The following is a 26,618-nucleotide window of genomic DNA, read 5'->3' as shown; positions in this document are numbered from 1 at the left end:
ATCTGAAACAGAACGCTTTTTAGTTAGTGGCGTCGCCAATAACTAAACGTGGGGTCCCTACCCAAAGAGCCGGATCAGTTGCTCGTCTACCATCAAATAGCACCTTTACACCAGGAAGGTCAGCTGGGGTAAGAGTACGGTATTCAGCGTGGTCTGCCTGTACGATAGCCGCGTCCACTGCAGTTCCTAACTGGTAGGCTTCCCACCCGAACTTTGCTAGTTCTTCAGCGGAATACATGGGATCATGTACGAACACTTCAGCTCCGCGAGCGCGTAGCGCATCGACAGTTGCAAATACGCCAGAGAAAGCAGTTTCTTTAACTCCACCACGGTAAGAAGCCCCCAGGACGGCGACTTTTACTCCCTTTAGGTTACCGAGTACGTTTTCTACGCGGGTGACAACGTAGTCTGGCATGGAAGCGTTGAAAGTACGGGCGGTGCGCACTACGGACGCTTCTGGGTCGGTAGACAGGTAGAGGCGAGGGTAGACGGGGATGCAGTGTCCTCCCACGGCAATGCCGGGGCGGTGAATATGCGAGTATGGCTGAGAGTTACAGGCGTCGATTACGCGTTGTACGTCAATCCCTACTTTGTCAGCGTAAACTGCGAATTGGTTAGCTAAACCGATGTTTACGTCGCGGTAGGTGGTTTCAGCAAGTTTCGCCATTTCTGCTGCTTCTGCTGAGCCCATGTCCCAAACTCCGTTGGCCACTGGCAGGTCGGGGCGTTCATCGAATTGCAGGACGGCTTCATAAAACTCGATGGCGCGTTTCGTTCCCTCTGGGGTAAGTCCGCCAACTAGTTTCGGGTAGCGACGTAGGTCAGCGAATACACGGCCGGTGAGGACTCGTTCTGGGGAGAACACCAGGTGGAAGTCCTTACCTTCTTCTAAGCCGGAGATTTCTTCTAGCATTGGCTTCCAGCGTCCGCGAGTGGTTCCCACTGGCAACGTGGTTTCGTAGGAAACTAAGGTTCCGGGGGTGAGGTGAGCTGCTAAAGACTTAGTGGCTGCGTCCATCCAAGCGAAGTCTGGTTCCCAGGTTTCGTCGTTGACAAAAAGCGGTACTACTAGGACTACCGCATCAGCACCGGGGATTGCTTCTGCATAGTCGGTGGTGGCTTTTAGTTTCCCAGCTGGAACGAGGGCGGAGAGTTTTTCTTGCAGTTGGGCTTCTCCGGGGAAAGGTTCTGTTGCCTCATTGATAAGACGTACTGTTTCGGGATTAACATCAACACCGATAACTTCGTGTCCGGAATCTGCGAACTGTACTGCCAAAGGCAGACCGATCTTCCCCATAGCAACTACTGCAATACGCATGCTTTCCTCTTTTCAACTCGTTTACTCAGCATAGGAGGGTATATGAAAATTTACTCTATCTCATTTTAATCCTAAAGCTAAATATCTTTTAGCTAGCCACCTATTTTCTAATGATTTACTCATAATCAGCAGGATGCAAGCAGGATTTACGCACAAGTAGTTTTTGGATAAAGACCTCAGGCTAAAATGGTTTTTCCCGTTAGTTACCATTTTTATCTGTCCCTTACTATTGACCAAGGTGATGTGGACGTTGATTTCTGCGTATTCGAACTTTCCCACCTGCAAAGTACAGTTACAAAACGTATTTCTTACAGAAAGCCGTAATTTTACAGCTCCCAGTTATACTAGTTCTGGACTTAAGAAAGCTAAAGGATTGTAATCCCCCTGGTGGAGGTAAAAGTGACAAACACCCCTAAACGAATTCGTCTTGATTCTCTTACCGGTATCCGCTGGTGGGCAGCTTTCGGAGTTTTCATCTACCACTACGACATTGTAGGAAGATTTCCTGGGTCAAAACTAGGAGCCATAGGATACACCGGAGTAGCTTTCTTCTTCGTCTTATCTGGCTTTGTCCTCACCTGGTCTGCTAGCCCGCAAGTAACCCGCAGACAGTTTTGGATGCGCCGAGTAGCCCGGATTTGGCCAGCACACCTGGTGGCGCTGCTTATAGCTCTACCAATTTTCTATCCTTGGAACGGTCCAACTCCAGGAAACTGGTGGGAAAAGGAGATTGTTTTACTCCCGATTTTGGCCTCTATTTTCCTAGTCCATGGGCTTTCCATGAACTCTCAAGTCATATTCGCAGGCAACCCCGCCTCCTGGACTCTTTCTAACGAAGCCTCCTTCTATTTTTCTCACCCTTTTGTGAACCGCTATACTTCTTCATTCCAACGAACAAAGTTAGTTCTTTTCATTCTCATAGTTCTTTTAGTTGGATTCATAAGTGTGCGCTACGCAAACGTAACCCCACCTGTAGTAAACCGTTTTTGGGAGTTCTTCCTAGGAATGATAGTCGCCCAGCTTGTTAAACAAGACTATCGGCTCAACATTCCTGCTTGGCCCACCTACTTTATTGTGATTGGCTTAGCCGTTGGCTACTATCTTTTAACCGTTCGCGGCTGGTATCCGCAATTCGCCACTATGTTGCAGCCTTTCTACCCTTTCATTCTTCCCATAATTTACGCAATTCTAATCTGGATGTTAGCCTGTTCTGATCTGTCCGGACGCCATAGTTTCCTTAGGACTAAACCGATGGTGATCGCCGGAGAAATATCCTACGCTTTCTATCTAGTTCACGCGACCGTCCTCTACGCCTACCTAGGATGGTGGGGGCGGACAAACTCACTTCTAATTTTCTTCACCCTTTTTGCAGTCTCATTCGTACTTGCTGCCGCCCTCCACTATGGGGTAGAACGTCCATGCGAAAAACGCATCCGGGCTTGGGGTGATAAAAAATTTGGGAAAACTAGCTAAAATAGTGCCTATGAAAATCATGTCTGTAGTGGGCGCACGCCCCCAATTCGTAAAATTAGCTCCCATTGCACATGCCTGTGCTCGTGCAAATGTTGAACATATCATCGTTCATACCGGTCAGCACTATGACCCAATGCTTTCGGATGCATTCTTCGCTGACCTTAATATTCCCGCTCCCGATGAACACCTGGGAGTAGGTTCAGGCTCTCACGGAGTCCAAACTGGCGCTATGCTAGCTGCTATGGATGAAATCATCCTCAAACACCAACCTGACTGGGTATTAGTTTACGGTGATACTAACTCCACAACGGCGGCAGCTCTTTCAGCTGTTAAACTTCACTTCCCGATTGCTCACCTCGAAGCCGGCTTACGCTCATTCAACCGCGAAATGCCTGAAGAAATTAATCGTATAGTCACCGATCATTGCGCAGACTTACTGTTAGCTCCCACTGAGGTAGCTGCAAAACATTTAGAAAATGAAGGATTAGCTCCCCGCACTGTAGTAGTCGGAGACGTGATGACCGACGTGCTTATGGAAACTAAAGCTAAACTGGCAGACGCAAAAAGCCCCATCATGGAAGAGTTTGGTTTTGCAGCTGGCTCATATTCACTGGCAACCATTCACCGTCCAGCAAATACCGATACAAAAGAACAACTCGAAGCTGTCCTTGACTCACTAGGTGCAGTTGATCATCCGGTAGTTATCTTAGCTCACCCACGTTTAGTGGCTAAAGCAGCTGAACATGGGATTGAAATCGCCCGCGGTAATCTTCACCTCCACGCGCCTTTAGCTTATCCAGATCTATTAGCGTCTGCGATGAGCGCTCGCGGGATTATTACCGATTCAGGTGGGTTGCAAAAAGAAGCATTCTTACTGCGCGTTCCCTGTACCACGGTACGCCCACAAACTGAATGGGTAGAAACTGTTGAATGTGGTTGGAATGTGCTGGTAAACGCCGGAACACAGTTGGTGGAAGCTGCGCAGCGTCCGATGCCTCCTGCTACCGATTACGCTCCCTATGGAGATGGCAAGGCAGCCGACCGAGTAGTCGCAGAACTGATTGCGAACACTCGTTAAATTGTTTCTTAATAGTTTGTGTGGGGCAGTTCCTTGGAACTGCCCCACACAAACTATTTCACTTATTTAGAGGTAGCTACCCGCATCAGTAAGGCGGCTACTTTTCTACCGGTTTCTTTCATCGACCTATGTGACAAAACCCAATCAGCTCTGCGCTGACTTGCCTCAGCATCAGCAGGAGCACTAAACGCAGTCCGCATGACTTCTACAATGGGCTCAGTCGCAAACTTACAGGTGTAACCAAGCTGAGCTTTCTCAATATCCGCTATTGCCGGACCAACCCCCGCATAAAGAACCGCGGTACCACAACCTAAGGCAGTTAATACCTTAGTTGGGTATGCAAAATCGTAGCCGATGTCAGGTTGAATAGAAACTAACGCTACCTGCGCTCCTCTTTGCCACTTCGCAGCTTCAGCTGGAGGGAATGAGTCCAAAACAAGAATCGGCTGATAAGCACACCCGTTACGTTTTGCATAAACCGCTAAATCATCAGCAATTTCTCTAATTTTCGGCATTGAATCACCGCGTCCAATAAACACCAGCTGATTCTTTTGAGTTTCTTTCCAATAGTTACTAAAAGCCTTAGCAAAAATCTCGGCACCCTGCCATTGAGAAGCTGTCCCTGCGTAAATCGCATACGGTTCAGTGACCCCCAGTTTAGCTAACTCAGCTTTAGAAAAAGGTTCTACCTGGAGGTTAAAAATCTCCGTATCCGCCCCGTTAGGGATAACTTCTACAGTTTTAGCCCCAAACTCATTAAGGCGTTCAGCTACGCCCTCGGAAACTGCGATACAAGCAGCTGCCCCACGCACAGCAGTTTTTTCCATAAACCGCACCACATCAACCACAATTTTAGGGGCTCCTGTTGATTCTGCGGCATCTGACCAAACATCCGCCCCATACCAAACATAAGGGATTTTGCGTATCCCACAAGCTAGTCGCATCATAAAACCAGTAGTTGGCGGAGGCTCAACTAAAACCACCTGCGGTTTCTTCCCCATTAAAACAGAGAAAAACGCCGGAATATCAAATGACATATAAGGAATATAACCCTTAATGTAACCGTCCTTATCGCGGATTACTGGAACTCGACGAATCGGCGCAGAGTCTTTTACTTCCATCCCCTGCGGGAGCTTTGCAGTCAGTACTCGAAACTCTTGTCCTGCCGCTGCCAAAGCTTTTTCCACCGCATCTAAACGAAAAGATGCTGCAGAAGCCTCTGGCAGATGGATGCGTGAAACAACCTGGAAGAACCCGTTTTTCTCTCCCATATACTCACCTATCTTTGTACAGCAGATTAGCTAATTCTAGTAAGGATGGTTGGTTTAAAGATATACCAAAATCCTTAATCTGCTTTGCTACTATCCTATGATAGTCTGCCGGGCTCTTACCAATCCGCCAACAGAAAATCGAAGCACAATATAAGGAAGCTCGCCCCGGCGTACGATAGTTATTAAACTCATTTACCGTCGCTGTAACTGCCCCATCTATAAAAGCTTCCGCGTGAGTATTTTGTGTATCCAGCCAGTAGTACTGCAGACTTTCAGCGCTGAAGAGATGCCCGTTCAAGACCTTAGATGGAATCGGTGGTCCCGGGTATTCTTCTAACCAAAGATCACCAGAATCGTCCACTAAGCTAATCCAATATTTTTCATCTGAATGCGCAAAATAACTGGCAAAAGTCATATCTGCATACTGCCTCCACTTAATATCCCCCGTAGCTTGGGAAAGCCGCACAAAGGTTGCCAACGCAAACCCTTGAGACATAGATGAAAACCACGGAACTTGCATAGTGTTTTCTGCATGCCCCATTGCCCGGTAAGGGAAACTATAAGGGAACCAAAGCGTATCTTCATCTAATATTGCCCCATCTACCAGCGCTTGAGCAGCAGCTTCAGCTCGCGCTAACTCACGGTTACGCAATGCTGATGGTTCATTAGCAAAATAGTTTTCAACTGCGTCCAAAGCAAAACGTGAATAGGCAACCGGATGATATATCCTCCGCCCATTCATTAACCCCGGTACCTTCACAATCGGGACGTTTTTGCTATCGACTTGCCAAGCAGTTTTTACCCACCCACCTTTGTGACTGTACGGGTAGTTAGCGTCAGGTCGCGTCTGGTATATAGAAGTATTGAATCCCCAAGCCTGGTCTACTGTTTTAGCGACATGACCCAGCTGCTTATTCTTGTAATGCCAAAGCCGATAATTTTTATCTACTGACCAAAGCACATTTTGATTTTCGTCGAAAAGGGACAAAATAGTCCCCATGCTGTTCCAACCTTGCCCTACTTGAGTGCCACTGCCCCAAGTGCCCTGCGCGTTACCATGATATACCAACAGTTTGCCTGCGCGATTAGTAACGATCAAGTCTTGTAACCCATCGTGGTTCCAATCTTCTCCGCAGTTAATCGAGGTTACTTGATTCCACCCAAACCCTAAAGCTGTGCGTCCTCCTTTGAATCCACCTTGGCCGTTTCCTTCATAAACAAACATTTGTCCGCTCTTATGGGTACCCACCAGGCGCGGCCCGAACTTCTCTGTTTTGGGAAGTAAAACTAGGTGATTAAAAGTGTTCCATCCGTATCCGAAAGAAATTCGCGCGGATTTGAAACTCCCCGCACCATTTCCCGGGTAAAGGTAGAGGCGTCCTGCTTGATCAACGGCTAGGATATCTGGAGTATTATCGCCATTAAAGTCTGCCCCTGCCACAAGTTTCGTCATCTGGTTCCAGCCGTACCCGTATTTTATGGGAGTTGAAAAACGCCCCATTGACAGAGTCGGATATAAAATAAGTTGTCCTTGTGGACTGATGCGGAAAAGATCGGCTCCACCTTTGCTATCGAAATTTCCGGCGGAAAAGATGCGTCCGCTCCACCCGTGTCCAATCTGTTGTCTTAGTTCCCATTTGTATTGGTTTTGTGGGTTGGGGATAGTTGGGGCAAAGGTCTCCGATTGCAGCACCCAAGAAGTTGTCCCAACTAAACGAAATTGCTTCGGATCTGCTGTCCAGGCGGAAATAATGAGGCGTTTGCGTTGTTTTTCAGTACTAATCCGGTGGGTTCCAGGATTAGAGAGTTTCCCGTTCACTATCCACTGTACCCCGTTAATTCCCGGCAGTGTGTAGCTATTTGCGTCCGCATAAAAGGGTGCCGTTACTTTGATTTCTTTGATTTCAGCGGCGGGTTCATGGTTGAAGAAACCACTTTTGCCAGTTTCTTCCGTGGGTTTATTACTCTGCGCGTTTTTATCTTCTGCTTGTTCTGGCGTTTCTGGTTCAGTTCCTTCACCAGGTTCTGTTTCAGGAGCAGGTTCAGTTCCTTCGCCAGGTTCTGTTTCAGTAGCAGGTTCTTTTTCGGGGTTTATTTCATTTTCCGAGGGCGCTGATTCACCTGGTTGAGGAGTTTCAGAAGATTCTTCTTGCGGAGCATAAATAGCTTCTTCTTCAGGGGTTAGTTTAAAGAAATCTGCGTCAGCTGGTGTTTCACTGACAATCGTCGCACGTAGTTCTTCTTCGATAGTTAAATAATTATCAAAATCAGTTGCATAAATGGGCTTCGGCATTAGTAATGCACTGGCTAAGGTTGCGGTAATTAGTGTTGAGGAAAATGCAAACTTATTCGATTTCATTCTTTTCCCTGAGATTAGTAGAAATATAGTAGGCTTTTGGTAGCTCTAAATTTGTCCGACAACTATTTTAACAGTCTGATTTCCAGATGAGAAAGGCGCTTCACAATGCCTAAAATGATCTACCACGTCCCCTATCCGTTGAACTTTCAAGCAACCTCTGGGTCGGGGATTCGTCCGGTTAAAATGTATCAGGCTTTCCAAGATGCGGGTTTTGAAGTTTTCCTTGTATCCGGCTATGCCTCAGAGCGTCGCCAAAAGATTAAGAAAGTTAAAGAGCTAATTCGTCAAGGTGAGAAATTTGCTTTCCTCTATTCGGAATCCGCTACTATTCCCACTGCTTTAACCGAACCTAAGCATTTGCCTCCGCACTTATTTTTAGACTTTTCTTTTTTCCGTTTCTGTCAAAAACATGGAATAAACGGAGGCGTTTTCTACCGTGACATCTACTGGGCTTTCGACAGTTACTTGGAGCTGGTAAAACAGCCTTTAGCTTTCTTCATGCGCCAGCTTTACCGTTATGACCTGCGTAAATACAACAAAACTTTGAAAAAAGTCTTTCTACCGTCTTTAGAGATGGGTAAGTTCGTTCCCCTGGTAGATCCAAAGAAATTCTTGGCTTTACCACCGGGATGTCCAGAAAATGATTCTCCTCTGCCCACCCATAAACTTTCTTTGCTTTACATTGGTGGACTGGGTTCGCATTACAAGATTCACAAACTTCTTGAAGCGATTAAATCTATTCCCGATGCAGAGCTAACTATCTGCACTTCACAGAGTATGTGGGAAGCTAATCAGGCTGATTATAAGGACGTGTTAGATGAAAATATCAAAGTAGTACATGAATCAGGTGAGGGCCTTTTGCCCCTATTCCGCGCGGCTAATGTTTGTTCTCTTGTAATGGAACCTGACGAATATAGAGAATTTGCAGTGCCGATTAAGCTTTTTGATTATCTGGGCAATTTACGTCCAGTTTTAGCTTCTTCTAACACTTTGGCTGGTAATTTTGTAGTAGCTAATTCCTGTGGCTGGACTGTTGATTACAGTGTAGAAGAGATACGAAATATCTTAGAAAGTTTACAAGACCTTCAATGGATTCCGCAGATGGAAAATAAAATAATTGAAACGCGCCGAAACAATACTTGGATGGCAAGGGCGCTGCAAGTAGCTCAAGTTCTAACAGACGGAAAAGACTCATGAAAACTGCTTTAATCGTATTAACAGATGCTTTCCCTTATGAAGTTGGAGAGGAATTCTTTGAACAAGAACTTCCTTTCATTCAAGAAAGTGCAGATCAAATTTTTTTCATTCCTATGCGTTTAGAAGCTGGCGCCCAAAAAACTCGTAAGATTCCAGCTCATGCTTCTTCTTTACTTCCAGCGCCCGCAAAACTATCCAATAAATGGCTTGTTTTATTAAGGCATTTACCATCTATTTTGAACCCCAAAGCTGGCTACTTGAAAAGTTCTCGCAAGCGCACCTTCAAATATCTTGCAATGGATTTACGGTTTTTCTCTAATGCAATCGACATATACAAAAGATTAAGATCGCAATTAATTGAAACCGATTTAAAACAGTACGATTCCGTAGTAATCTACTCGTACTGGTTCTACACGGGGGTTGTAGTAGCTAACCTGCTTAAAGATGATTTATTGTCTGCCACTAAAGTTAAACTTATTTCACGCGCCCATGCGTATGATGTGGACGAAGACGATACTCCGAATGGATACATTCCTGGACGTGATTTCCTTCTTTCAAAAGTCGATTTTGTCTTTCCAATTTCTAACTACGCAGCGCGTTTTTTGACGGATCGGTTTCCGCAATATGCAAGTAAGGTAAAAGTTAAGCGTTTAGGTGTTCCTAAATCCAACCGGCAGTCACCCCAGTTCACCCAACCTACTAACTTAATTAGTATCTCTCATATGGCCGGTTATAAGCGGGTTCATTTGATTGCAGATGCCGTTGAAGAACTTGAAAAGCAAGGTTATCTAATTACCTGGACACATATTGGAGAGTTTCAAGAGTCCCGTTTTAAAGCCATGCAAAATTATATTGCGGCAAAGAAACTCAGTAGTCGAATTAGACTAACTGGACATCTGAGTAATCAAGAAGTGCAAGACTTTTTAAATGCTGAAAATATGCATATTTTTATTAACTCTTCATCAGGTGAAGGGGTTCCTGTGACGATTATGGAAGCTTTAGCAAACGGTATTCCTGTTGTAGCTACCCGCGCGGGAGGAACTGCAGAAATCGTCCACCACGAAGTAAATGGACGGACTCTACCAGTTGAATGTTCCGGTAAAGATATCGCAAATGAAATAGCACAAATTATTGCAGGTGGAATTACCGAGTATGAGAAATTAAGTGCTCGCGCTAAAGAAACTTGGGATGAGTACGCTAATGCGGAGAAACAATACTCCGATATGAATACTACTATTACCCATCTTCTTAAAGATTAGGTTTTTATTTTAAGGTTTCTTTAGCTCGCATCCAACGAACTTATATAACTCTGCGGTGCCCCCATCATCGAGTAATATGAAATCTTGCGGATCTAAAACTACGCCAAAAAGTCCCGAAGCTCGATCTTTTTGTTGTTTGTGGTTGAAAGTCTGAGAACGGTCAGCATAGAAATATCCAATATTGTACTTAGTTACTAACTCGCAAATATGTGGATCTGTCTTATAGTGTTTGAAGTTAGCTGCCAAGTATCCTGCATCTGGATCAGCATTATCGACTGATCCGAAGGTTACTTGTTTATAAACTACCGGATGACCGCTCACAATGTAGATAAGAGTTGCGCCCGTTGATGCTTCACCAAGCAGTAATTTATCTTCTGTAAGCACTTCCTTAGCCCTGAAAATCATTTTCAGTTCTTCACTATCAGCCATAAATACAGTTTGTCCCAAGGTGGGCTTATATAACTCAACTGCTTTTGCTGACCTGATTCCCCAACTGATTACCCCGTTAGCAATTACCAAGCTGATTGCAACGCTAACAATAGCTGTCTTATAGACTTTAGAATCTATTTTTCCACTGGAGAATTTTTGTATGATTTTTAGCGTTTTACGAAGTAAGGCATTAACCCCAATAGTCATCGTAATAATCGAAAGTATAGCCATGACTGGCATCAAACGATAAGAACCGTAATACCAGATTGCAGTTAGATTAGTAATTAATGGTAGTGGCACTAAAGTTCCTACTACCAGGATTAAGCTGATAATCCAAGAAATGCTAACCCAACGAGTATAGAGATTTCTCCAGCTTAGGACTACCCCTAAGACGCTTAATAGTCCCGCTAACGTGACAATAATCTTATAGGTTATGGTCCCTCCGCCAGCTGGGAATAGTGAGAAAACAGCCCATGCTTTAAAACCTAAATTATTCCAGTCAATCTCAGGTCTGCGATTAAATAACCAGTTAATCGATTCATTATAGGACACGTAATATGAGAACAATCCCCCAAAGATGCCGCCAATAAACAGAACCGCGATCTTAGTCCGTATTTTCAGGCTTGAAAGTAAAACCCGAGATATTCCAACAAGCATACCTCCTGATAGGATCACCATTAGTGAAAAAGCAGCCGGAGGGTAAGCAGCTGTAATTCCTAAAATACCTAGGAAAACAACAGAAATCTGCATAGTCAGATCTCGTTTTACTCGGTATTGTCCACGCGGGTAGTACTTGTAATTTCTAAATGCTGTTAGCAACGCAGATACCACACCAGGCAATAAGGCAATTCCCCAAGCATTTGGCCAAAGCGGTATATTAACGTGATAGTAAACTGGGAAAACTGGAATAATCTGTGCTACCGCAATTCCTAAAAGCCCTGCTCCCCAAAGACGTGGTAGTGCGACTGTAGTTAAAATACTAATATTTGCTAACCACAAGAATGCCACCGTAAACTGTAGAGCTTTCGCCACTTGGACAACGGTTTGTTCAGTAGCAAAAAGGGCCGCAAGCTGATGCCAAACTGCAGGGTATGTAACATTGACGTCAGAAAGACCATAGAGGCTGGAAAAAGCGGTTAAAGGTGAAGCATCTCCAGTTTGCAAAATGGTCATAACGGCAGATAGATGGAATGTAGAGTCATTTTGCTGCGCAGGGTAGTTTAAATCTATTCCCCAAATTGTTGGTAACCAGTAAAAGATGGTTCCTAATAGCAGCAGGATAAGTGTAGCGATTAACCCCAATTTTCCTTGGGGAACAGGTATATCCTCAGTGCCTTCTTGTGTTTTTTCAAATCGGGCGCCAAAAATGATCCGTCCAATGAGCAAACAAAGAAATAAAGATAATAAATTGAAAAGCATAAAGTTCGTTAAGTTCCAACTAATTTCGAACTTTGCAAAAATCAACGAAGCTGCAGTAGATACACCGGCTGACCAAGCTGGAGCTAATCCAAAAAGCAAATAACCTTTTGCCCCAAGCGATCTAAGCATTAAAAGAGAGGGAAGATAAATTACTAGGAGAGAAGCTAAACTAACTCCTAAAATGAACCAAATTCCAACCATACTTAAATCGTCCTAATACATCTGAATAAACTATATTTTAATATTGGTTTATCCTTGATCTGAGTGTTCTTAGCTAAACTTATTATACGCATATCCTGACAGAACGATCGGAGCTCCCATGATTCAGGTATTAGACTCAACTAATTGGATTATTCTTGAACACCAGTTAGGGAGGATCTATTGGCATGGGACTATCAGCGGACAGCTTCCAAATCAGATTGATACAGATGATCCTATCCAGTGGGCAAGCGCACAACAAGGTAACTGGGGCGCAGTCATTTTACAAGAGGATAAAGCGCTTTTACTCTGTGACCAGGCGCGTTCTATTCCACTGCTTTATCTGGAAACAGAAAATGGTTACGACATTGTTTCAGATGTGAACGCGCTCATTGCCCACCACCGTGAACTGACTCTGTATCCAGAAGCAGCTGCCGAGTTCAGACATTTTGGTTACGTATTAGGAACCGACACCTTATTGAAGGGAGTTCATTCAGTACCTTTCGGAGCGATGGTTAGATTGCGAGTGGGTAAGGCTCCAAAACGTGTTCCTCTGATTAGTACAATCCGCGCTAAACCCGGCACTGAGCTGGCAAAAATCGAAGCTCTTTCAACCGAGGAATTCTTAGAGCTTTTCTACGCGGAATTAAAAAAAGCCTTCCAATTTACCCTTGCTCAGGCAAAAGGGCGGCAGCTTCTTATTCCTCTTTCTGGGGGTGCAGATTCGCGTTTACTATTAGCCATTCTTAAAGAACTCAATGCCCCTAACGTACTATGTTTCACCTACGGCCAGCCCGGCTCACCAGAAGCACATATTTCTGAATCTGTAGCTAAAGGACTTGGATTTGAGTGGATTTTAGTTGAACTTAAGCCCACTGAAATGAAAGAAAAATGGCAAGAAGCAGAGGATTTCCTCAAAGCTACTTGGACGGGGCAAGCTCTGCCGCATATTCAAGACTGGTATGCGCTCACGCAGTTACAAAACCATCCGCAGGTAGAAGCAGGGGCAATTGTTTTACCCGGGCACACAATTGTTGGAAATGAGCACGATGAGTGGTGTGCAGAACCTGAACTTCATTTCACTAAACGCGATGCGGTCAAAGTTTTTATCGACCACCACGGCATTTTGCAAGGTAAACCAAAGGAAGCCGCATCTTTCTACACGGTTTATAAACTTAGCCACCTACTGCGTGATTTTTGGACCGGGAAAGCTCCTGAAAACCGTTTAGAAACGATTGTGGCGCTCAATATTAGTGAACGCCAGTCCAAGTATATTTCTAACTCGGTGCGCGCTTACGAGTATTTTGGGTTTGATTGGGCGCTCCCCATGTATGAACGAAGCGTATGGGACGTGTGGATTAATGCTCCCCAACAGTTCCATGAGAGCGTGCGGGTAGAATACGTGCGCTACGCTAATGAGCTTTATTCTCGGATCAGCAAAGTGGAGTTAGATTATTTCAAAGGGGCAGTACAAAGTCTTCCCTCTGGTGCAGTACGGGTTGTTAAGACCGCCCTCGAGAAAACTCATCTGCTAAACCTGGCTAATCACACGCTAAGTGTGCGCACCCAGCTTAACCACCCGATGGGTTTCCACGCGCTGGCAGGAGAAATCCCCAAAGCGAAGTTGGCGTTGAAACTTGCCGGCGGAGCAACCCTTTTCGGAGTTTATGCCGATTTATTCCTTACCGACCAGTGGGTACCTGGTTCCCACGTGATGCCACCATACTAAAGGGAAATAATGTATTCTGCTGCCACTAAAGTAGTCCATGTTAATGAAATAGCGAATGTCCCCTCAACCTTAGTTGCGCAGGCTCAGCACGAGGGCAAAGCCTGGTCTTTGCAGAGAATTCCTGCGGGGAAAGGGCATCCGCTTCGGGTTATTTCCTCGCGGTTACAGGATTTATTTCATTGGTTAAGGAAGCGACGCGGGGCTGATTTAATCCACTTGCATTACGCTGCCAATGGTTATTATGGCTGGGGCAAGCTGCCTTTTGTGCTGCATTTACACGGTTCAGACATACGCAAAGACTGGCAAAAGCCGGGGTTAAAGCAGGTTATTTCTAAGTCTTTGCGACGCGCAGATAAAGTACTTTGCGCTACCCCGGATTTGTTGCCTTGGGTGCAAAAGGTGCGCCCCGATGCAGTTTGGGTACCTAATCCGCTTCCGTTGGAATTTTTTATACCGATAGATACTCCGGTTGTTTCTGGGCGAGTAGTTTTTTCTTCCCGTTGGGATGACACTAAGGGATTAGATGTTCTGCTTCCTTTAGCGCAGGAACTCGTTGATGCAGGGGTGGAAGTTCACGGGTTAGATTGGGGTGACCAGGCTTTTCGAGCAGCTGAGTTAGGCGTGGTACTTCACCCGCTTATGCCCTTACCTGAGTTCGCGCGTTTCTTAGCTTCTGCAGATTTGGTGGTGGGTCAGTTACAGTTTGCGGCGTTATCGATGACGGATTATCAGACGTTGGCGCTGGGGCGGCGGCTGCTTTGCAGTCAGTCAGTTGAGGCAGTTCCAGCAGCTACTGTTGCAGCCTCTGACAGCAATTTTCCCGAGGGCGCTGCTCAACCAACTTTACTTGAACACGTCAGCCCACTTCCTGCTACGCTTCCGAGAGATCCTAAAGCCATCGCTAAGTGGATTATCAGCCAGCTCGCTGAAGTTGATTCACCCGCAGCCATGCAGGCAAGGCGCGACTGGGTGTATGAAAACCATCATCCAGCTAATGTGGTAGCAAGGTTAGAGGAAATCTACCGCGAAATAGTCTAAGGCTTTGCGATCAAGCAAAAATTTCTCCTATTTAGGCGGTTTTCTTTCGGCGGTCGTATTTGCGGGCTGCTAAGAGAGCTAAAAGAAGCATTCCAATCAGGCAAACTGCCATAATTGCTCCCAGGATATAAACGGTGGGTAAAAGCGGCAGCGGTGAAAAATAAAGCCAGGTAAGTGGAACTGTAGTGTAAATAATGGCGAATCCTAAAAGCCAGCTTTGAGAATCGGTGACTACGAACATATTTGAAATCGGTGAAGTCATCAGCGTCATAAACAGCCACGGTATGAGTGCTTGCACAAAGTACCCTGATTGGGTGAACTGGACGCCAAATAGGATTGGGATTAGCCAAGGAGCTATAAGATATAGGCCGGCGAATGGGATGATTCCTATGAGGAACGCACCTTTAATTGCCCGAGATATTTCACGGACCATTTCCCCGCGAGGAACCATTGAAAGCTTTTGGAAGAAAACTTGGCTGATTGCCCCTGTAAAAAGTCCTACGGGGATCATCACTACTGCTTCTGCCACCTTATATTCGCCTAAGGATCCTAACGATACCGCTCCAATCAAGATAGGGATACCCAGGTTTCTTAACGCATCTATAAAAGCATTCGGGCCGTTAAGGATCGGCATTCTCCAGTGTTTTTTCGCAAAGCTCAGTAGACTAGCAGCATTGGAAGTGTCGATTGTCCGCAGGTCTTTTGCTCTGATTCCCAGGTTAAAAAATGCGAAGGCTTGTCCAAGGGTTTGTCCTACCCAGAGGCCAAAAAGCCCGGTTTGTCCGGCGAGGCCAGAGAGAACCTGTCCCCCATTTGCGCCAATTTGTTGTTGGACGCGGTTTATCGCGATAGTCTTATAGTCGCTTTTGCGGTTGTACCAAAACTGTAAAAGTGTGGCTCCCGCTAGGAAGAATACGGTTACTCCAACCAGGGGGATCCAGGTGGCTACCGCTTCTGAATAATATTCTCTGGCTGTATCTTGTAAAAGCCAGGCAACAGCAGTGGCTGTAAGGGAAAATCCAATGACTAAGCTAAATCCAAGTTTAAAAACTTGTTTTGCGTCAGCTTCATCTTTTTCTAACATTACCGCCAGATCATAACGTCCTGCGGCAATCAGAACTACCGCAGCGACTATTGAGTTATATAACCCCAGTTCTCCTAAAGTTTCTTTAGTGAACAGGCGGGTGATGATCATCATCATGAAGAAAACAACTACCTGTGCTCCAGCTGTTCCTGACACCAGGGTAAGGATGTGTTTCAAAAAAGGAGAGGATTGGTTTAGGGCGTGTATTTTTGCCTTTAAGTCTGCTATCTTCACGTTTTCTAGTTTACTGTTTTTTAGGTTATTCGCCCAACAAACCCTGCAAAAGCAGTAAACCGATTTGAAAGCGCCGGCAGAACTTTTCGTTCTACCGGCGCCCTCGGGAAATTTTATGCTGAGAAAAAATCAGAATGTAACAGCCTGACCCGTCTTAGCAGATTCCAACATGCCTTCAATCACGTGCATGGTTTGCAAGCCCTCGCGCATAGAAACGTGTGCAGCTCCCACGCCCAAAATAGCGTCTCGGAAATGTTCGTGTTCCACCCGCAGCGGTTCGCGCTTTTGCAGAGCAAAGCGCTTAACCTCCCCTTCGGAAACGCCACGGAAAGCAGCGATCTGGTCCCATTCAATCGGGAAAGTACCATTTGCGTAGAAAGTCAGGTCACTCATCGCAGTGTCAGCTACCAGCGCACCACGTTCGCCCGTAACCACAGTCATGCGTTCTTTAAATGGCGTCAGCCAATTAACCAGGTGGCTAACCAGCACGCCATTTTTGAAACGACCTGAGGCAGTAACCATATCTTCATATTCGCGTCCGGATCTAAAAGCGGTCTGCGCGAAGATAGTCTCGTATTCAGAGCCAGCAACCCAAGCTGCTAAATCCACGTCGTGGGTGGCTAAGTCCTTAACCACACCCACGTCAGAGATACGCGCTGGGAACGGGGACTGCCGGCGAGTCACTACCTGGTAAATGTCACCTAAGAAACCTTCTGAAATCAGGCGGCGCATTTCCAATAGTGCAGGATTACAACGTTCAACGTAACCCACTGCACCGATTACACCGGCATTTTCGAATGCTTCAACCATCGCAGTACCCTGTTCCAAAGTAGCTGCCAGTGGTTTTTCTACCAGGGTGTGTACGCCAGCTTCAGCTAGTTTCAAAGCAGCTTCCACGTGGTAGATAGTGGGTACTGCAACAACTGCAGCGTCGATTCCAGCAGAGATTAGTGATTCCACGTCGGGGAGAACTTCTAAGTCCCCTGCCACACCAAACTTATCGCCGCCAGGATCGGCTACCGCCACTAGATCCAGACCATCAGTTTCACGCACATTGCGCACGTGGTGACGGCCCATTGAACCAATTCCCAGGACACCTACTCGTAAATCAGTCATTAGGCACCTGCCTTAGCACAAGCATTAACAGCTTCTACCACGCGTTCCAAATCTGCCTGAGACAAAGATGGGTGCACGGGGAGGGAAACTACCTGCTGGGCAGCGACCTCGGTTACTGGCAGATCCAAACCGGGAGCGAAATGCGCCAAAGATGGTAGGCGGTGGTTAGGAATTGGGTAGTAAACGCCGGAGCCTACCTGCCATTCTTCCTGCAGTGCCTGCATGAAACGATCGCGGTCAGTGTCCACCACGCGGATAGTGTACTGGTGGTAGACGTGGGTTGCTCCGTCGGCTACTGGAGGAATAATTACGCCTTCAAGGTTTTCATCTAAGAACTTTGCGTTTGCTTGGCGAGCTTCAGTCCAGCCTCCTACCTTGGTGAGCTGGACGCGACCAATCGCCGCGTGAATATCGGTCATACGGTTGTTCAAGCCGATTACTTCATTCTGGTAGCGGATTTCCATCCCCTGGTTACGGTATAGCTGACAGTTACGTGCTACCGTTGCGTCACCGGTGGTGATCATGCCACCTTCACCAGCGGTCATATTCTTAGTTGGATAGAAAGAAAATGCTGCGAAAGTACCGAAAGTACCTACCATTTTGCCATTTAGGGAGGCTCCGTGAGCCTGGGCGGCGTCCTCGAATAACATTAGTCCGTGGCGGTCTGCGATTTCCTGTAGGGCAGTCATGTTAGCTGGATGTCCGTAGAGGTGCACTGGCATGATTGCTTTGGTCTTATCGGTAATGGCAGCTTCTACGGATTTAGGGTCTAAGCAGAAGTGGTCCAGTTCAATGTCAGCAAAAACTGGGGTGGCACCAGAAAGACCGACTGAGTTTCCGGTAGCTGCGAAAGTAAAGGATGGGACGATAACTTCATCGCCAGCTCCAATACCTGCTGCTAACATACCGATGTGCAGTGCGGAGGTTCCTGAGTTTACTGCGATGGAGTGGGTTTGTGGAGCCAGCTGCGCTGTAAACTCTTCTTCGAAAGCCTTTACCTGTGGTCCTTGCGCTACCATTCCAGAGCGCAATACGGCAGAGACTGCTTCAACTTCTTCTTCGCCGATAATAGGTTTAGCGGCGGGGATGAATTCGCGAGTCATTAGTTTTCTACCTCTCTAAGTTCAGTTTCACTGATTTCTTCATAAATGCGACCACTGACTGGGCACGCATAGCGGTTTTCGGTACCGGCGACCTTTTCAAGTTTCACACCAGAATGCCCTACCCAACCGATTTGGCGGGCTGGAACTCCGGCGACCAGCGCAAAATCTGGAACGTTTTTTACAACTACAGCTCCGGCAGCTACGGTTGCCCATGCGCCGATGGTTACTGGTGCCACACAGGTAGCGCGTGCGCCAATGGCGGCCCCTTTACGGATAGTTACCCCCACTGGCTGCCAATCGTGAGCAGATTTCAATGTCCCGTCAGCGTTGATTGCACGCGGGTAATGATCGTTAGTTAAAACTACCGCGGGGCCGATAAATACGCCGTCTTCTAAAACTGCTGGCTCATAGACCAGAGCGTAGTTTTGTACTTTGCAGTTATCGCCCATTTTCACACCGGTACCAATATAGGCACCGCGTCCAACGATACAGTTTTCACCGATTACTGCGTCTTCACGTACTTGTGCCAGATGCCAAATGGAGCTACCGGATCCCACCTGTGCTTGCGGTGAGACTTCGGCACTATCTACGATACGAGGCATTCGCACTCCTTTGCTTTGCTCAAACTAGATAACTTAAGTTTACGCCTTGTAGACCGGTCTGTTTAAGATGACGCGACTGCGTGATTTAAACCTCAAACAAAACACTAGCACCTTTCCGCTATCCAAAAATAGGACTTTTCAGCGAAAATAGATTATATGGACAGCAGTGCACATTCTGACCTAACTGGTATTTTAAAGAAAACCTGGCTAGTAATCCCGCTTTATAACGAGGGGGAAGTGATTTTTGACGTGCTCACTGAGGTACGCCGCACCTTCCCTAACGTAATCTGTGTTGATGATGGCTCTGAGGATAACTCTGGCGAGAAAGCCCTTGCCGCCGGCGCTTGGCTGGCAACTCACCCGATTAATTTGGGGCAGGGCGCGGCTTTACAAACCGGGATTGATTTCGTTTTAAAGAAAACAGATGGCAAGTATCTGATTACTTTCGATTCGGATGGTCAGCACCGGGTCGAGGACGCCTTAGAAATGCTCCGTACTGCTGAAGCTGAAGATTTAGGGTTCGTCCTGGGATCACGCTTCTTAAACGGAAAAGCAGAAACTGGCACCCTTAAACGCCTGGTATTGCAGACAGTTGCCTATATTACGCGGATTCGTACGGGGCAGGTACTTACTGACGCCCATAATGGTTTACGCCTGCTACGCAAAGATGTGGCGCAAAATATTGAGATCACTCAAAACAGAATGGCTCACGCCTCTGAATTAGTTGATCAACTCTTAAAAAGTGGTGCAAAGTGGAAAGAAATTCCCGTGCACATTGTCTACACCGCTTATTCACGTGCCAAGGGTCAGTCTTTGCTTAATGGTGTAAATATTCTTACCGAACTGATTATGAAATAGAGATTATGATGACGCTTGTTTTATTAACCGGTTCTCAATGGCTTATTAAAGCCCTACTTGTGGTTTCTTTGGTTGCTTTAGCATACGCGATTTTGAAACCTGTTCAGTCTGCTTCCCACCTGGCGTTTAGACGACTGGCAATGCTACTTTTCATTTTTATCGCCGTTTTCTCTGCTTTAAATCCCGGGTTCGTAACTCAAGTGGCGCAGTTTGTTGGGATTGGGCGTGGAGCTGACCTGTTGCTTTACGGTTTGACGATTGCTTTCTTTTCAACTTTAGCTACGTCTTATCGTCGTGATTCGGCAACTGAACGAAAACTTACTAAGCTGGCTCGTAATATCGCCTTAAATGGTGTGACCCATAAGTCGAAACAAGAGCTGTCTAAAGAAGACTAGAAGATTCCCATCATGCAACGTAACTTCGACGATCTTCCTACATGGTTGCAGCGCTACCGTAAACGCGGTGTACCGCGGATTGGTAAGCGAAACTTCGCTCATGTGCAAAGCGATAAAATTCGCCATGCTGCGATTAAAAAACTTCCTACGTTAAAAGCACAGATTATTAAATTATCTGCTTTAGCGCTCTTTCTATTCGGGACCAGTGCAACTGCTTTTATTTTCATCGACCTATATAAGTCAATTTCAAATAGCAGCCTCAGCATCGCTGATTTTTCTCCGGATTCTGACCAAAAACCACCGGTAGATAACTATGATGGCCGGGCAGTTAATATCATGGTTTTAGGCATTGACTCTCGCCATGGTGAGGGAAACCGAAATTTTGGTGAAGATGAGGGTTTGCTTAACGACACTAACTTCTTAATGCATATTTCGGCAGACCGAACCCGCCTACAAATGGTTTCGATTCCCCGAGATACTTTAGTGACTATACCAGCGTGTCGTTTAATTGACGGCACCTATTCTGCCCCTTTTTACGCGCAATTCAACTGGGCTTTAGGGACGGGTTCTTCAGGTGATCCAAAGAATTTAGCTCCCGGTATTGCCTGCGTGAAAAATACTATGGAAGAGCTGACAGGAATTGAAATTGATGAGTTTGTCATCATTGATTTCAATGGCTTCCAATCTATCATCGACGCTTTAGGCGGGGTAGATATGTGCTTTGATAAGGATCTTTACGATCCCCTCTCTGCTTTGGATATTAAAGCTGGCTGCCACAAGCTAAACGGTTTTGATGCTTTGGCGTACGCTCGGACCCGTTCGCTCCCTGATGACCCTACTGGGGATATTGGTAGAATGGGACGCCAACAGGAGTTAGTGGGCCGTATTCTGCACACCGCTAAGCAAAAGAATATTATTACTGATTTTCCAAAGCTATACAGCTTCGTTAAAGAAGGTATTCAAGCAGTAAAAGCCTCCCCACAGTTAGCTTCTTTAAGTAACGCCACTGGGTTAGCCTACTCTCTCAATTCGATTCCGAACTCAGGTATTCAGTTTGCCACCATGCCGTGGGGAGAAGCCCCTCATGACCCGAACCGTGTGATACCCTCTGAGTTAGCTCCAGATTTCTGGGAATCTATTAAACTTGATAAGCCTTTCCCCGTCGGAACTGAAATTCGCGATCTGAATGGGAAAGTCACAATCGTTGAAGATCCCCAGGCAAAAACTGGATCTAAGGAAACCTCTCCTAATAATGAGAATGATCTTGAGAACTTCCAAGATCCCAATGAGTGAACTAATACGGGGAATTACATAAAATTTAAATGGATTTTCTTCTAATAGGCAGGAGCGACTATGACCGATTTACCACCATCTTTTCCACCTGCCATTCCTCCGCAAAATCCACGTAAACCCAGTGGCACGGGTCGGCCTAGCTCTGTTGGCAGACCTAATCCCGCGTCCGGTCACACTTCGTCCGGAAAATCTCCTAGCCATAGTAGTTCTACCGGCAGGCGTAAACCACCTGTAACAGCAGATTCCGCTGGAGCATCTACGCAGCGCCCTCGGGAAACTCCCCCACCTTCATTTGCTCCCCAAAGTCGCGCACAGGCTCAAAGACGCGCACAATCCCAAAGCCGTATGCAGGGACAGCACCGGCCACAATCCCCCCAGTCGCACGCTCAACGCGCAACCACACCTGAAAACCGGCGCTCGTCCCACTCTCCGCAGCCAGAAATCAGCAGAGAAGAACTCTCAGCCCGCCAAGCAGCCGCGCGAACTGCTCGACTGCGGGAACAAGTCGGCGGAAACGTAGCTTCGCAACCCCCGAGTAGCCCCACTCACCCCCCGGTGATCCCGCCACGGCGCTCTATCACCCCCTCTGGGAACGCCCCGGCTACGTCCTCACCACGCCCCCATTCTGCTGGGCTTCGCCCCGCCCCCGGTCAAGCGGGCAGCGGTAGACGGGCGGGAACTATGCGCCCGCCCACCCCCGGCGCTCCCACCTCTCAACCAACTGCAAAACCACGCAGAAAACAGTCTTTTTCACCGCTTAAGATAACTTTGATTTCGCTTCTAGTTTTGCCAGTTGTCCTATCCCTTATTGCCGGATTATGGGTGTATTCTTTATGGTCTCTTGCAGATGACAGTTTAAAGCACACTCAGGCTCTCTCAGGTGCCCCCAACACAGCCGGCACCACCTATTTGATCGCTGGCTCTGATTCGCGTGACAACGTTGATTTTAAGGATGATACTGAGGGAAAACGAACAGATACTATTATGCTGTTACATCGGGCGGATAATGGGCAAGTCTCTTTAATTTCCATTCCGCGTGATTCCTTCGTCAAAATCCCCGGACAGGGCGAAGGGAAAATTAACTCAGCCTACGCATACGGCGGCCCAGCACTGTTAGTGCAAACAGTTGAAGAGCTAACGGGAATCACAGTTGATCACTATGTGGAAGTTGGCATGGATGGCGTGATGAATACCGTTGATGCGGTTGAAGGCGTGGAACTGTGCTTAGACTACGATGTTGCTGACGAATTTTCCCAGCTCAATTGGGAAGCTGGGTGCCATAAGGTTGATGGAAAAACTGCGTTGGCATTTGCCCGGATGCGGTATGCAGATCCCGAGGGCGATATTGGGCGTGCTAAGCGTCAAAGAGAAGTAGTTAGCGCAGTGAGCCAAAAGATTTTCTCACGCGAAACCTACACTTCCCCAACACGCATCAAACGGATTGTCAGCGCCGGCGCTTCCTCACTTACCACCGATCCTGAGACTAAGTCCTGGGAAATCGCTTACTTGGCGAAATACTTCCAAGATGCCCATAAGTCTGGTTTCACGGGGACTCCGCCAATTGCGAATATAGACTACCAGACGTATGCCGGTAGTTCGGTTTTACTCGATCCGCAAAAGGTTGATGAGTTTTTCCGTAAAGTTGCTTCTGGGACGCTGACAAAAGAAGACTTCGTACAAGCTCCTTAAAAGTATAAGGTGGTGGGCAGGAACTAAGGTTCCTGCCCACCACCTTACTAGCTAAAAGCCCTCAGACTAAGCGTTCAACGTTCAATCCGGCGCGGGCCAGCTTGCCAAGCACTCCAAGCGGAATCAACAATTTCTTTCACACCGTACTTTGCTTCCCACCCCAAATCTTCTTGGATACGAGCAGCATCACCGATTAACTGTGGCGGGTCACCGGCGCGGCGAGCTTCTTCATCTGCCACGAAATCAATCCCAGTTGAAACTCGAACTGCGTCAACGATTTCCTTAACAGAAGTACCTTTTCCAGTTCCTACGTTGTACTGGTGGTAACGCATTTCTTCACCGGAAGCCAGTTTATCCAAGGCGGCAACGTGGGCAACAGCCAAGTCGTATACGTGAATGTAGTCGCGGATACAAGTTCCGTCTGGAGTTGGATAGTCGGTACCAAAAATCTTTGGGTTTTCACCTTTAGCCAGGCGGTCAAAGATCATCGGGATTAGGTTTAGAGTTGCAGGATCGCCCAGGTCGTCCCAGCCGGATCCAGCTACGTTGAAGTAACGCAGCCCTACCCAACGTAGTCCCCAAGCGCGTTCGCAGTCAGCCATCATCCATTCACCGATTAGCTTAGTAGCGCCATAGGGGTTAATTGGTTGCTTTTCAATGTCTTCACTAACTACCTCAACCGTGGGCATTCCGTAAACTGCAGCCGAAGATGAGAAGATCATTTGTTTTACGCCGGCTTCTTCCATTGCCAGCATCACGTTGGCTAATCCGCCTACGTTTTGCTGCCAGTACCAGGCTGGTTTAGCAACTGATTCACCCACTTGTTTACGGGCGGCGAAGTGAATCACCGCGTTAATTTCGTGGGTTTTCATTGCTTCTGCCAAAGGCGTAATGTTTTCCGTAGCTGCAACGTCACATACCAGTAGTTCTGAGTTACCAATGCGCTCTGCCGTACCGTAAGAAAGGTCATCTACAACCAGTACTTTATCGCCGCGTTCTTGCAGTAGTCTTACAACATGGGCGCCGATATATCCGGCGCCACCAATTACCATAATGTTCATGGCTTTAGCCTACCTCATTTAGATTGCTCATTCACATAAAAGGCTATGTTTTTAGATTAGAAAACTATAATCTAAAAGGTTCTCTCTTTCAGCGCCTTTCCTTTTTCATAGGCAAGCTGTTTCAGGTTAGCTTGGAATTCAAGGATTTTTTCCTGCAGTTGCTGTGCTTTTTCATCGGTTCCTGTACTCAGGATGCGGGCGGCGAGTAGTCCCGCGTTGCGGGCTCCGCCAATAGAGACGGTGGCAACTGGAACACCGGCTGGCATTTGCACGATAGATAGTAGTGAGTCCATTCCGTCTAAGTATTTGAGGGGAACGGGAACCCCAATGACAGGTAGGGGGGTAACTGCGGCGAGCATTCCGGGTAGGTGGGCTGCACCCCCGGCTCCGGCGATAATTACCGAGATACCTTTTTGGTGAGCAGTTTTTCCGTATTCGATCATTTCTTCGGGCATACGGTGGGCAGAGACTACCCCTACTTCGTATTCGATTCCAAATTCCGTTAGGGCTGCGCCGGCTGCTTGCATTACTGGCCAGTCTGAGTCAGAGCCCATTACTATGCCTACTTTTGCCATTATTTCCTCCTGGGTGATTAGAATCGTGGTTGCCTGTAGTCTGTTACGTTCGGTTTTCGCGGTTTATCCGTGGAGAATTTCGATTGCGCGATTAGCTAGTTTTTGTGCTTGAGATACTTCGTCTGCGGGGACGTTTACGTGACCGAGCTTGCGGCCTGGGCGGACTTCTTTCCCGTAAAGGTGGATTCTGGCTTGGGGGATTTCGTGCATTACTTCCCCGCTGGCAGCAGCGGCTTGCGGGTAGTTACTGCCCAGTAGGTTTTGCATTACCCACACGCCGGGAAGCATATCTGTTTCTCCTAAAGGAAGCCCGAGGACGGCGCGCAAATGCTGTTCAAATTGACTGGTGGCGGAACCGTCCTGAGTCCAGTGCCCGGAGTTATGTGGACGCATAGCCAGTTCATTAACGTAAAGTTCACCGCCTGTTGTTTCAAATAGTTCTACGGCTAATACTCCGGTTACGTTTAATTCTGTGGCAATCTTTAGCGCCATTTGGCTTGCTTTTTCTGCCACTTCTGGGGTTGTGCGTGGGGCTGGGGCAATTACCTGCCAGCACACCCCGTTCTGTTGAATGCTCTCTACCAAGGGCCAGGCCTTGAACTCTCCGGTAGATGAACGAGCAACTAGTTGGGAAAGTTCCCGTGTGAAAGGAATTTTTTCTTCTAAAAGCACCGGCCCTAACTGTAACCAGTCAGTTAGTTCTGTTGCGTGGTGGACTACTTTCACACCTTTGCCGTCGTAGCCTCCCCGCGGGGTTTTCGCGATAAACGGCGTCCCAATTTCGAGGGCGAATTTTTCGACCTCGGCCAAGGAAACTGCTTTTTGCCAGCGGGGCACTTTAATGCCAATCTCAGTGAGTTTTTGCCGCATTAAAAGTTTATCTTGCGCATAAATCAACGCGGCCGGACGCGGGTGAATGGGAAGAATTTTTTCTAAGCGGGCAAGTACTTCAGCGGGGATATGCTCGTGTTCAAAAGTAAGGACATCCGCCCCTGAAACAAGCTGTTCTATGATCGGCAGGTCACTGGGAGTACCAATAGTTGAAGTGGGGATTACTTGCGCGGCTGCCGCCTGCGGGCTTTCCACTAAAGCTCTGAGAGTGATATTGAGGTTGGTGGCAGGTGGAGCCATCATACGCGCTAACTGTCCCCCACCGATTACTGCTACAACTGGGCTCATACCCCATATTCTAACTGGCGAGGTTTCATTAAGTCCGCACTTATCAACTGGTGAAACTTAGTGTATTCAACACTGCCTGGCCGTAGACGACGTCGAGTTTGCTGATAGTCAGTTATAGCGCGATTAAAGCTCAGCTCCGAGATCACGGAAATACCGCGATTGATAGGCTAAGAGGGATCGTTTAACGATCCACCTCGGAACTAACCTGCGTCGAAGCTGTACGGCTTCTATGAAAGTAACCTGACTTTCAACTCACTTGCCGATCCGAACGGATCTGCAGTATTGGTGGAGCCCAAGGGGGACGTGTCGAACTCTTTTTGCTACCCACTTACTCTTAGGGCATACACGTGTTTCACAGTTTACAGCTACTCCAGAAACTCTAGAACTCTAAAAAACAATTCTAAAGAAAAAGCCATTGTGAGTAAGCCTCGAGAGTTAATAGCAAGGTCAACTTAACGCGCTATCCTTCTACCCAGATATCGAATTTTTGGTTGATGCGCTCAGCTTCCTACACACTCTTAACGCATGAGTATTTTGCGATCCTAACACTCTCAAGTTCAGTTAGATTGCGGCTCTAGAAGCTAACCATTACAGTCCGGCTGATAATATACCTATACGTCAAAGAACCGGCCAACATCAGCACTTTGAGGATCGGGATATC

The 26,618-nt window shown here is 47.1% G+C and carries 21 protein-coding genes; 10 read left to right on the top strand and 11 right to left on the bottom strand.

The window, feature by feature from the left end; all coding sequences use genetic code 11:
* Nucleotides 1-19: 19 nt before the first annotated feature.
* Entirely contained in the window at nucleotides 20-1,318 is a 1,299-nt protein-coding gene (locus NXS08_RS00835; protein ID WP_259136226.1) for a nucleotide sugar dehydrogenase, read from the bottom strand.
* A gap of 399 nt (nucleotides 1,319-1,717) precedes the next feature.
* Between NXS08_RS00835 and NXS08_RS00830 the strand changes: the two genes are divergently transcribed.
* Both NXS08_RS00830 and wecB read left to right on the top strand, forming a co-directional pair.
* Nucleotides 1,718-2,791, top strand: coding sequence for an acyltransferase (locus tag NXS08_RS00830; RefSeq protein WP_259136225.1), 1,074 nt, complete (start codon nucleotides 1,718-1,720; stop codon nucleotides 2,789-2,791).
* Between the two features lie 10 nt (nucleotides 2,792-2,801).
* Nucleotides 2,802-3,869, top strand: a complete 1,068-nt coding sequence (wecB, locus tag NXS08_RS00825) for a non-hydrolyzing UDP-N-acetylglucosamine 2-epimerase (RefSeq protein WP_259136224.1) — start codon at nucleotides 2,802-2,804, stop codon at nucleotides 3,867-3,869.
* A 62-nt stretch (nucleotides 3,870-3,931) separates the two neighbouring features.
* Here wecB and NXS08_RS00820 read toward each other — a convergent pair whose 3' ends face one another.
* Together NXS08_RS00820 and NXS08_RS00815 are read right to left on the bottom strand one after the other, a co-directional pair.
* On the bottom strand, nucleotides 3,932-5,140 hold the full coding sequence (locus NXS08_RS00820) for a glycosyltransferase (RefSeq protein ID WP_259136223.1): 1,209 nt from the start codon (nucleotides 5,138-5,140) through the stop codon (nucleotides 3,932-3,934).
* A 4-nt stretch (nucleotides 5,141-5,144) separates the two neighbouring features.
* Complete coding sequence (locus tag NXS08_RS00815; protein WP_259136222.1) at nucleotides 5,145-7,499, bottom strand: D-glucuronyl C5-epimerase family protein; 2,355 nt, start codon at nucleotides 7,497-7,499, stop codon at nucleotides 5,145-5,147.
* 105 nt (nucleotides 7,500-7,604) lie between these two features.
* Between NXS08_RS00815 and NXS08_RS00810 the strand changes: the two genes are divergently transcribed.
* Nucleotides 7,605-8,696 (top strand): glycosyl transferase family 1, encoded by a 1,092-nt coding sequence (locus NXS08_RS00810; RefSeq protein ID WP_259136221.1) that lies wholly within the window; start codon nucleotides 7,605-7,607, stop codon nucleotides 8,694-8,696.
* Nucleotides 8,693-9,955, top strand: a complete 1,263-nt coding sequence (locus tag NXS08_RS00805) for a glycosyltransferase (RefSeq protein ID WP_259136219.1) — start codon at nucleotides 8,693-8,695, stop codon at nucleotides 9,953-9,955. Before NXS08_RS00810 ends, NXS08_RS00805 begins: the two co-directional genes overlap by 4 nt.
* A 9-nt stretch (nucleotides 9,956-9,964) precedes the next feature.
* Here the strand turns inward: NXS08_RS00805 and NXS08_RS00800 are convergent, their stop codons facing one another.
* Nucleotides 9,965-12,004, bottom strand: a complete 2,040-nt coding sequence (locus tag NXS08_RS00800) for a DUF6541 family protein (protein WP_259136218.1) — start codon at nucleotides 12,002-12,004, stop codon at nucleotides 9,965-9,967.
* Nucleotides 12,005-12,122: 118 nt separating this feature from the next.
* On the opposite strand from NXS08_RS00800, the gene NXS08_RS00795 reads away from it, so the two are divergent.
* On the top strand, nucleotides 12,123-13,730 hold the full coding sequence (locus NXS08_RS00795; protein WP_259136217.1) for an asparagine synthase-related protein: 1,608 nt from the start codon (nucleotides 12,123-12,125) through the stop codon (nucleotides 13,728-13,730).
* A 9-nt stretch (nucleotides 13,731-13,739) separates the two neighbouring features.
* On the top strand, nucleotides 13,740-14,768 hold the full coding sequence (locus NXS08_RS00790; RefSeq protein ID WP_259136216.1) for a glycosyltransferase: 1,029 nt from the start codon (nucleotides 13,740-13,742) through the stop codon (nucleotides 14,766-14,768).
* A 31-nt stretch (nucleotides 14,769-14,799) separates the two neighbouring features.
* On the opposite strand, the gene NXS08_RS00785 is transcribed toward NXS08_RS00790, so the two are convergent.
* From NXS08_RS00785 to NXS08_RS00770, 4 genes are all read right to left on the bottom strand, one after another.
* Nucleotides 14,800-16,086, bottom strand: a complete 1,287-nt coding sequence (locus NXS08_RS00785) for a lipopolysaccharide biosynthesis protein (protein WP_259136215.1) — start codon at nucleotides 16,084-16,086, stop codon at nucleotides 14,800-14,802.
* A 129-nt stretch (nucleotides 16,087-16,215) separates the two neighbouring features.
* Complete coding sequence (locus tag NXS08_RS00780) at nucleotides 16,216-17,202, bottom strand: Gfo/Idh/MocA family protein (protein ID WP_259136214.1); 987 nt, start codon at nucleotides 17,200-17,202, stop codon at nucleotides 16,216-16,218.
* Nucleotides 17,202-18,305 carry a DegT/DnrJ/EryC1/StrS aminotransferase family protein gene (locus NXS08_RS00775; RefSeq protein ID WP_259136213.1) on the bottom strand — a complete coding sequence of 368 codons (1,104 nt, stop codon included), beginning with the start codon at nucleotides 18,303-18,305 and terminating at the stop codon, nucleotides 17,202-17,204. The genes NXS08_RS00780 and NXS08_RS00775 overlap by 1 nt, the downstream gene beginning before the upstream one ends.
* Nucleotides 18,305-18,907, bottom strand: coding sequence for an N-acetyltransferase (locus NXS08_RS00770; protein WP_259136210.1), 603 nt, complete (start codon nucleotides 18,905-18,907; stop codon nucleotides 18,305-18,307). Before NXS08_RS00770 ends, NXS08_RS00775 begins: the two co-directional genes overlap by 1 nt.
* A gap of 156 nt (nucleotides 18,908-19,063) precedes the next feature.
* On the opposite strand from NXS08_RS00770, the gene NXS08_RS00765 reads away from it, so the two are divergent.
* Genes NXS08_RS00765 through NXS08_RS00750 form a run of 4 tightly spaced genes read left to right on the top strand, consistent with a single transcriptional unit; the run spans nucleotide 19,064 to nucleotide 23,142 of the window.
* Nucleotides 19,064-19,765 (top strand): glycosyltransferase family 2 protein, encoded by a 702-nt coding sequence (locus tag NXS08_RS00765; protein ID WP_259136208.1) that lies wholly within the window; start codon nucleotides 19,064-19,066, stop codon nucleotides 19,763-19,765.
* A gap of 5 nt (nucleotides 19,766-19,770) precedes the next feature.
* Nucleotides 19,771-20,160, top strand: a complete 390-nt coding sequence (locus tag NXS08_RS00760) for a DUF2304 domain-containing protein (protein WP_259136207.1) — start codon at nucleotides 19,771-19,773, stop codon at nucleotides 20,158-20,160.
* Nucleotides 20,161-20,172: 12 nt separating this feature from the next.
* Nucleotides 20,173-21,453, top strand: a complete 1,281-nt coding sequence (locus tag NXS08_RS00755) for an LCP family protein (RefSeq protein ID WP_259136206.1) — start codon at nucleotides 20,173-20,175, stop codon at nucleotides 21,451-21,453.
* Nucleotides 21,454-21,513: 60 nt separating this feature from the next.
* Nucleotides 21,514-23,142, top strand: a complete 1,629-nt coding sequence (locus NXS08_RS00750; RefSeq protein ID WP_259136204.1) for an LCP family protein — start codon at nucleotides 21,514-21,516, stop codon at nucleotides 23,140-23,142.
* Between the two features lie 74 nt (nucleotides 23,143-23,216).
* Here NXS08_RS00750 and galE read toward each other — a convergent pair whose 3' ends face one another.
* The 3 genes from galE to NXS08_RS00735 form a co-directional block, all read right to left on the bottom strand.
* Complete coding sequence (gene galE / locus NXS08_RS00745) at nucleotides 23,217-24,203, bottom strand: UDP-glucose 4-epimerase GalE (RefSeq protein ID WP_259136202.1); 987 nt, start codon at nucleotides 24,201-24,203, stop codon at nucleotides 23,217-23,219.
* Nucleotides 24,204-24,274: 71 nt separating this feature from the next.
* A complete protein-coding gene (purE, locus tag NXS08_RS00740; RefSeq protein ID WP_259136201.1) occupies nucleotides 24,275-24,778 on the bottom strand; it encodes a 5-(carboxyamino)imidazole ribonucleotide mutase in 504 nt (167 codons plus the stop codon).
* 63 nt (nucleotides 24,779-24,841) lie between these two features.
* Nucleotides 24,842-25,957 carry a 5-(carboxyamino)imidazole ribonucleotide synthase gene (locus tag NXS08_RS00735; RefSeq protein ID WP_259136200.1) on the bottom strand — a complete coding sequence of 372 codons (1,116 nt, stop codon included), beginning with the start codon at nucleotides 25,955-25,957 and terminating at the stop codon, nucleotides 24,842-24,844.
* Nucleotides 25,958-26,618 lie beyond the last annotated feature (661 nt).

It is taken from the genome of Gleimia sp. 6138-11-ORH1, from assembly GCF_024814355.1.
Taxonomy (GTDB): domain Bacteria; phylum Actinomycetota; class Actinomycetes; order Actinomycetales; family Actinomycetaceae; genus Gleimia.
This window is presented reverse-complemented; position numbering and strand designations above follow the sequence as displayed.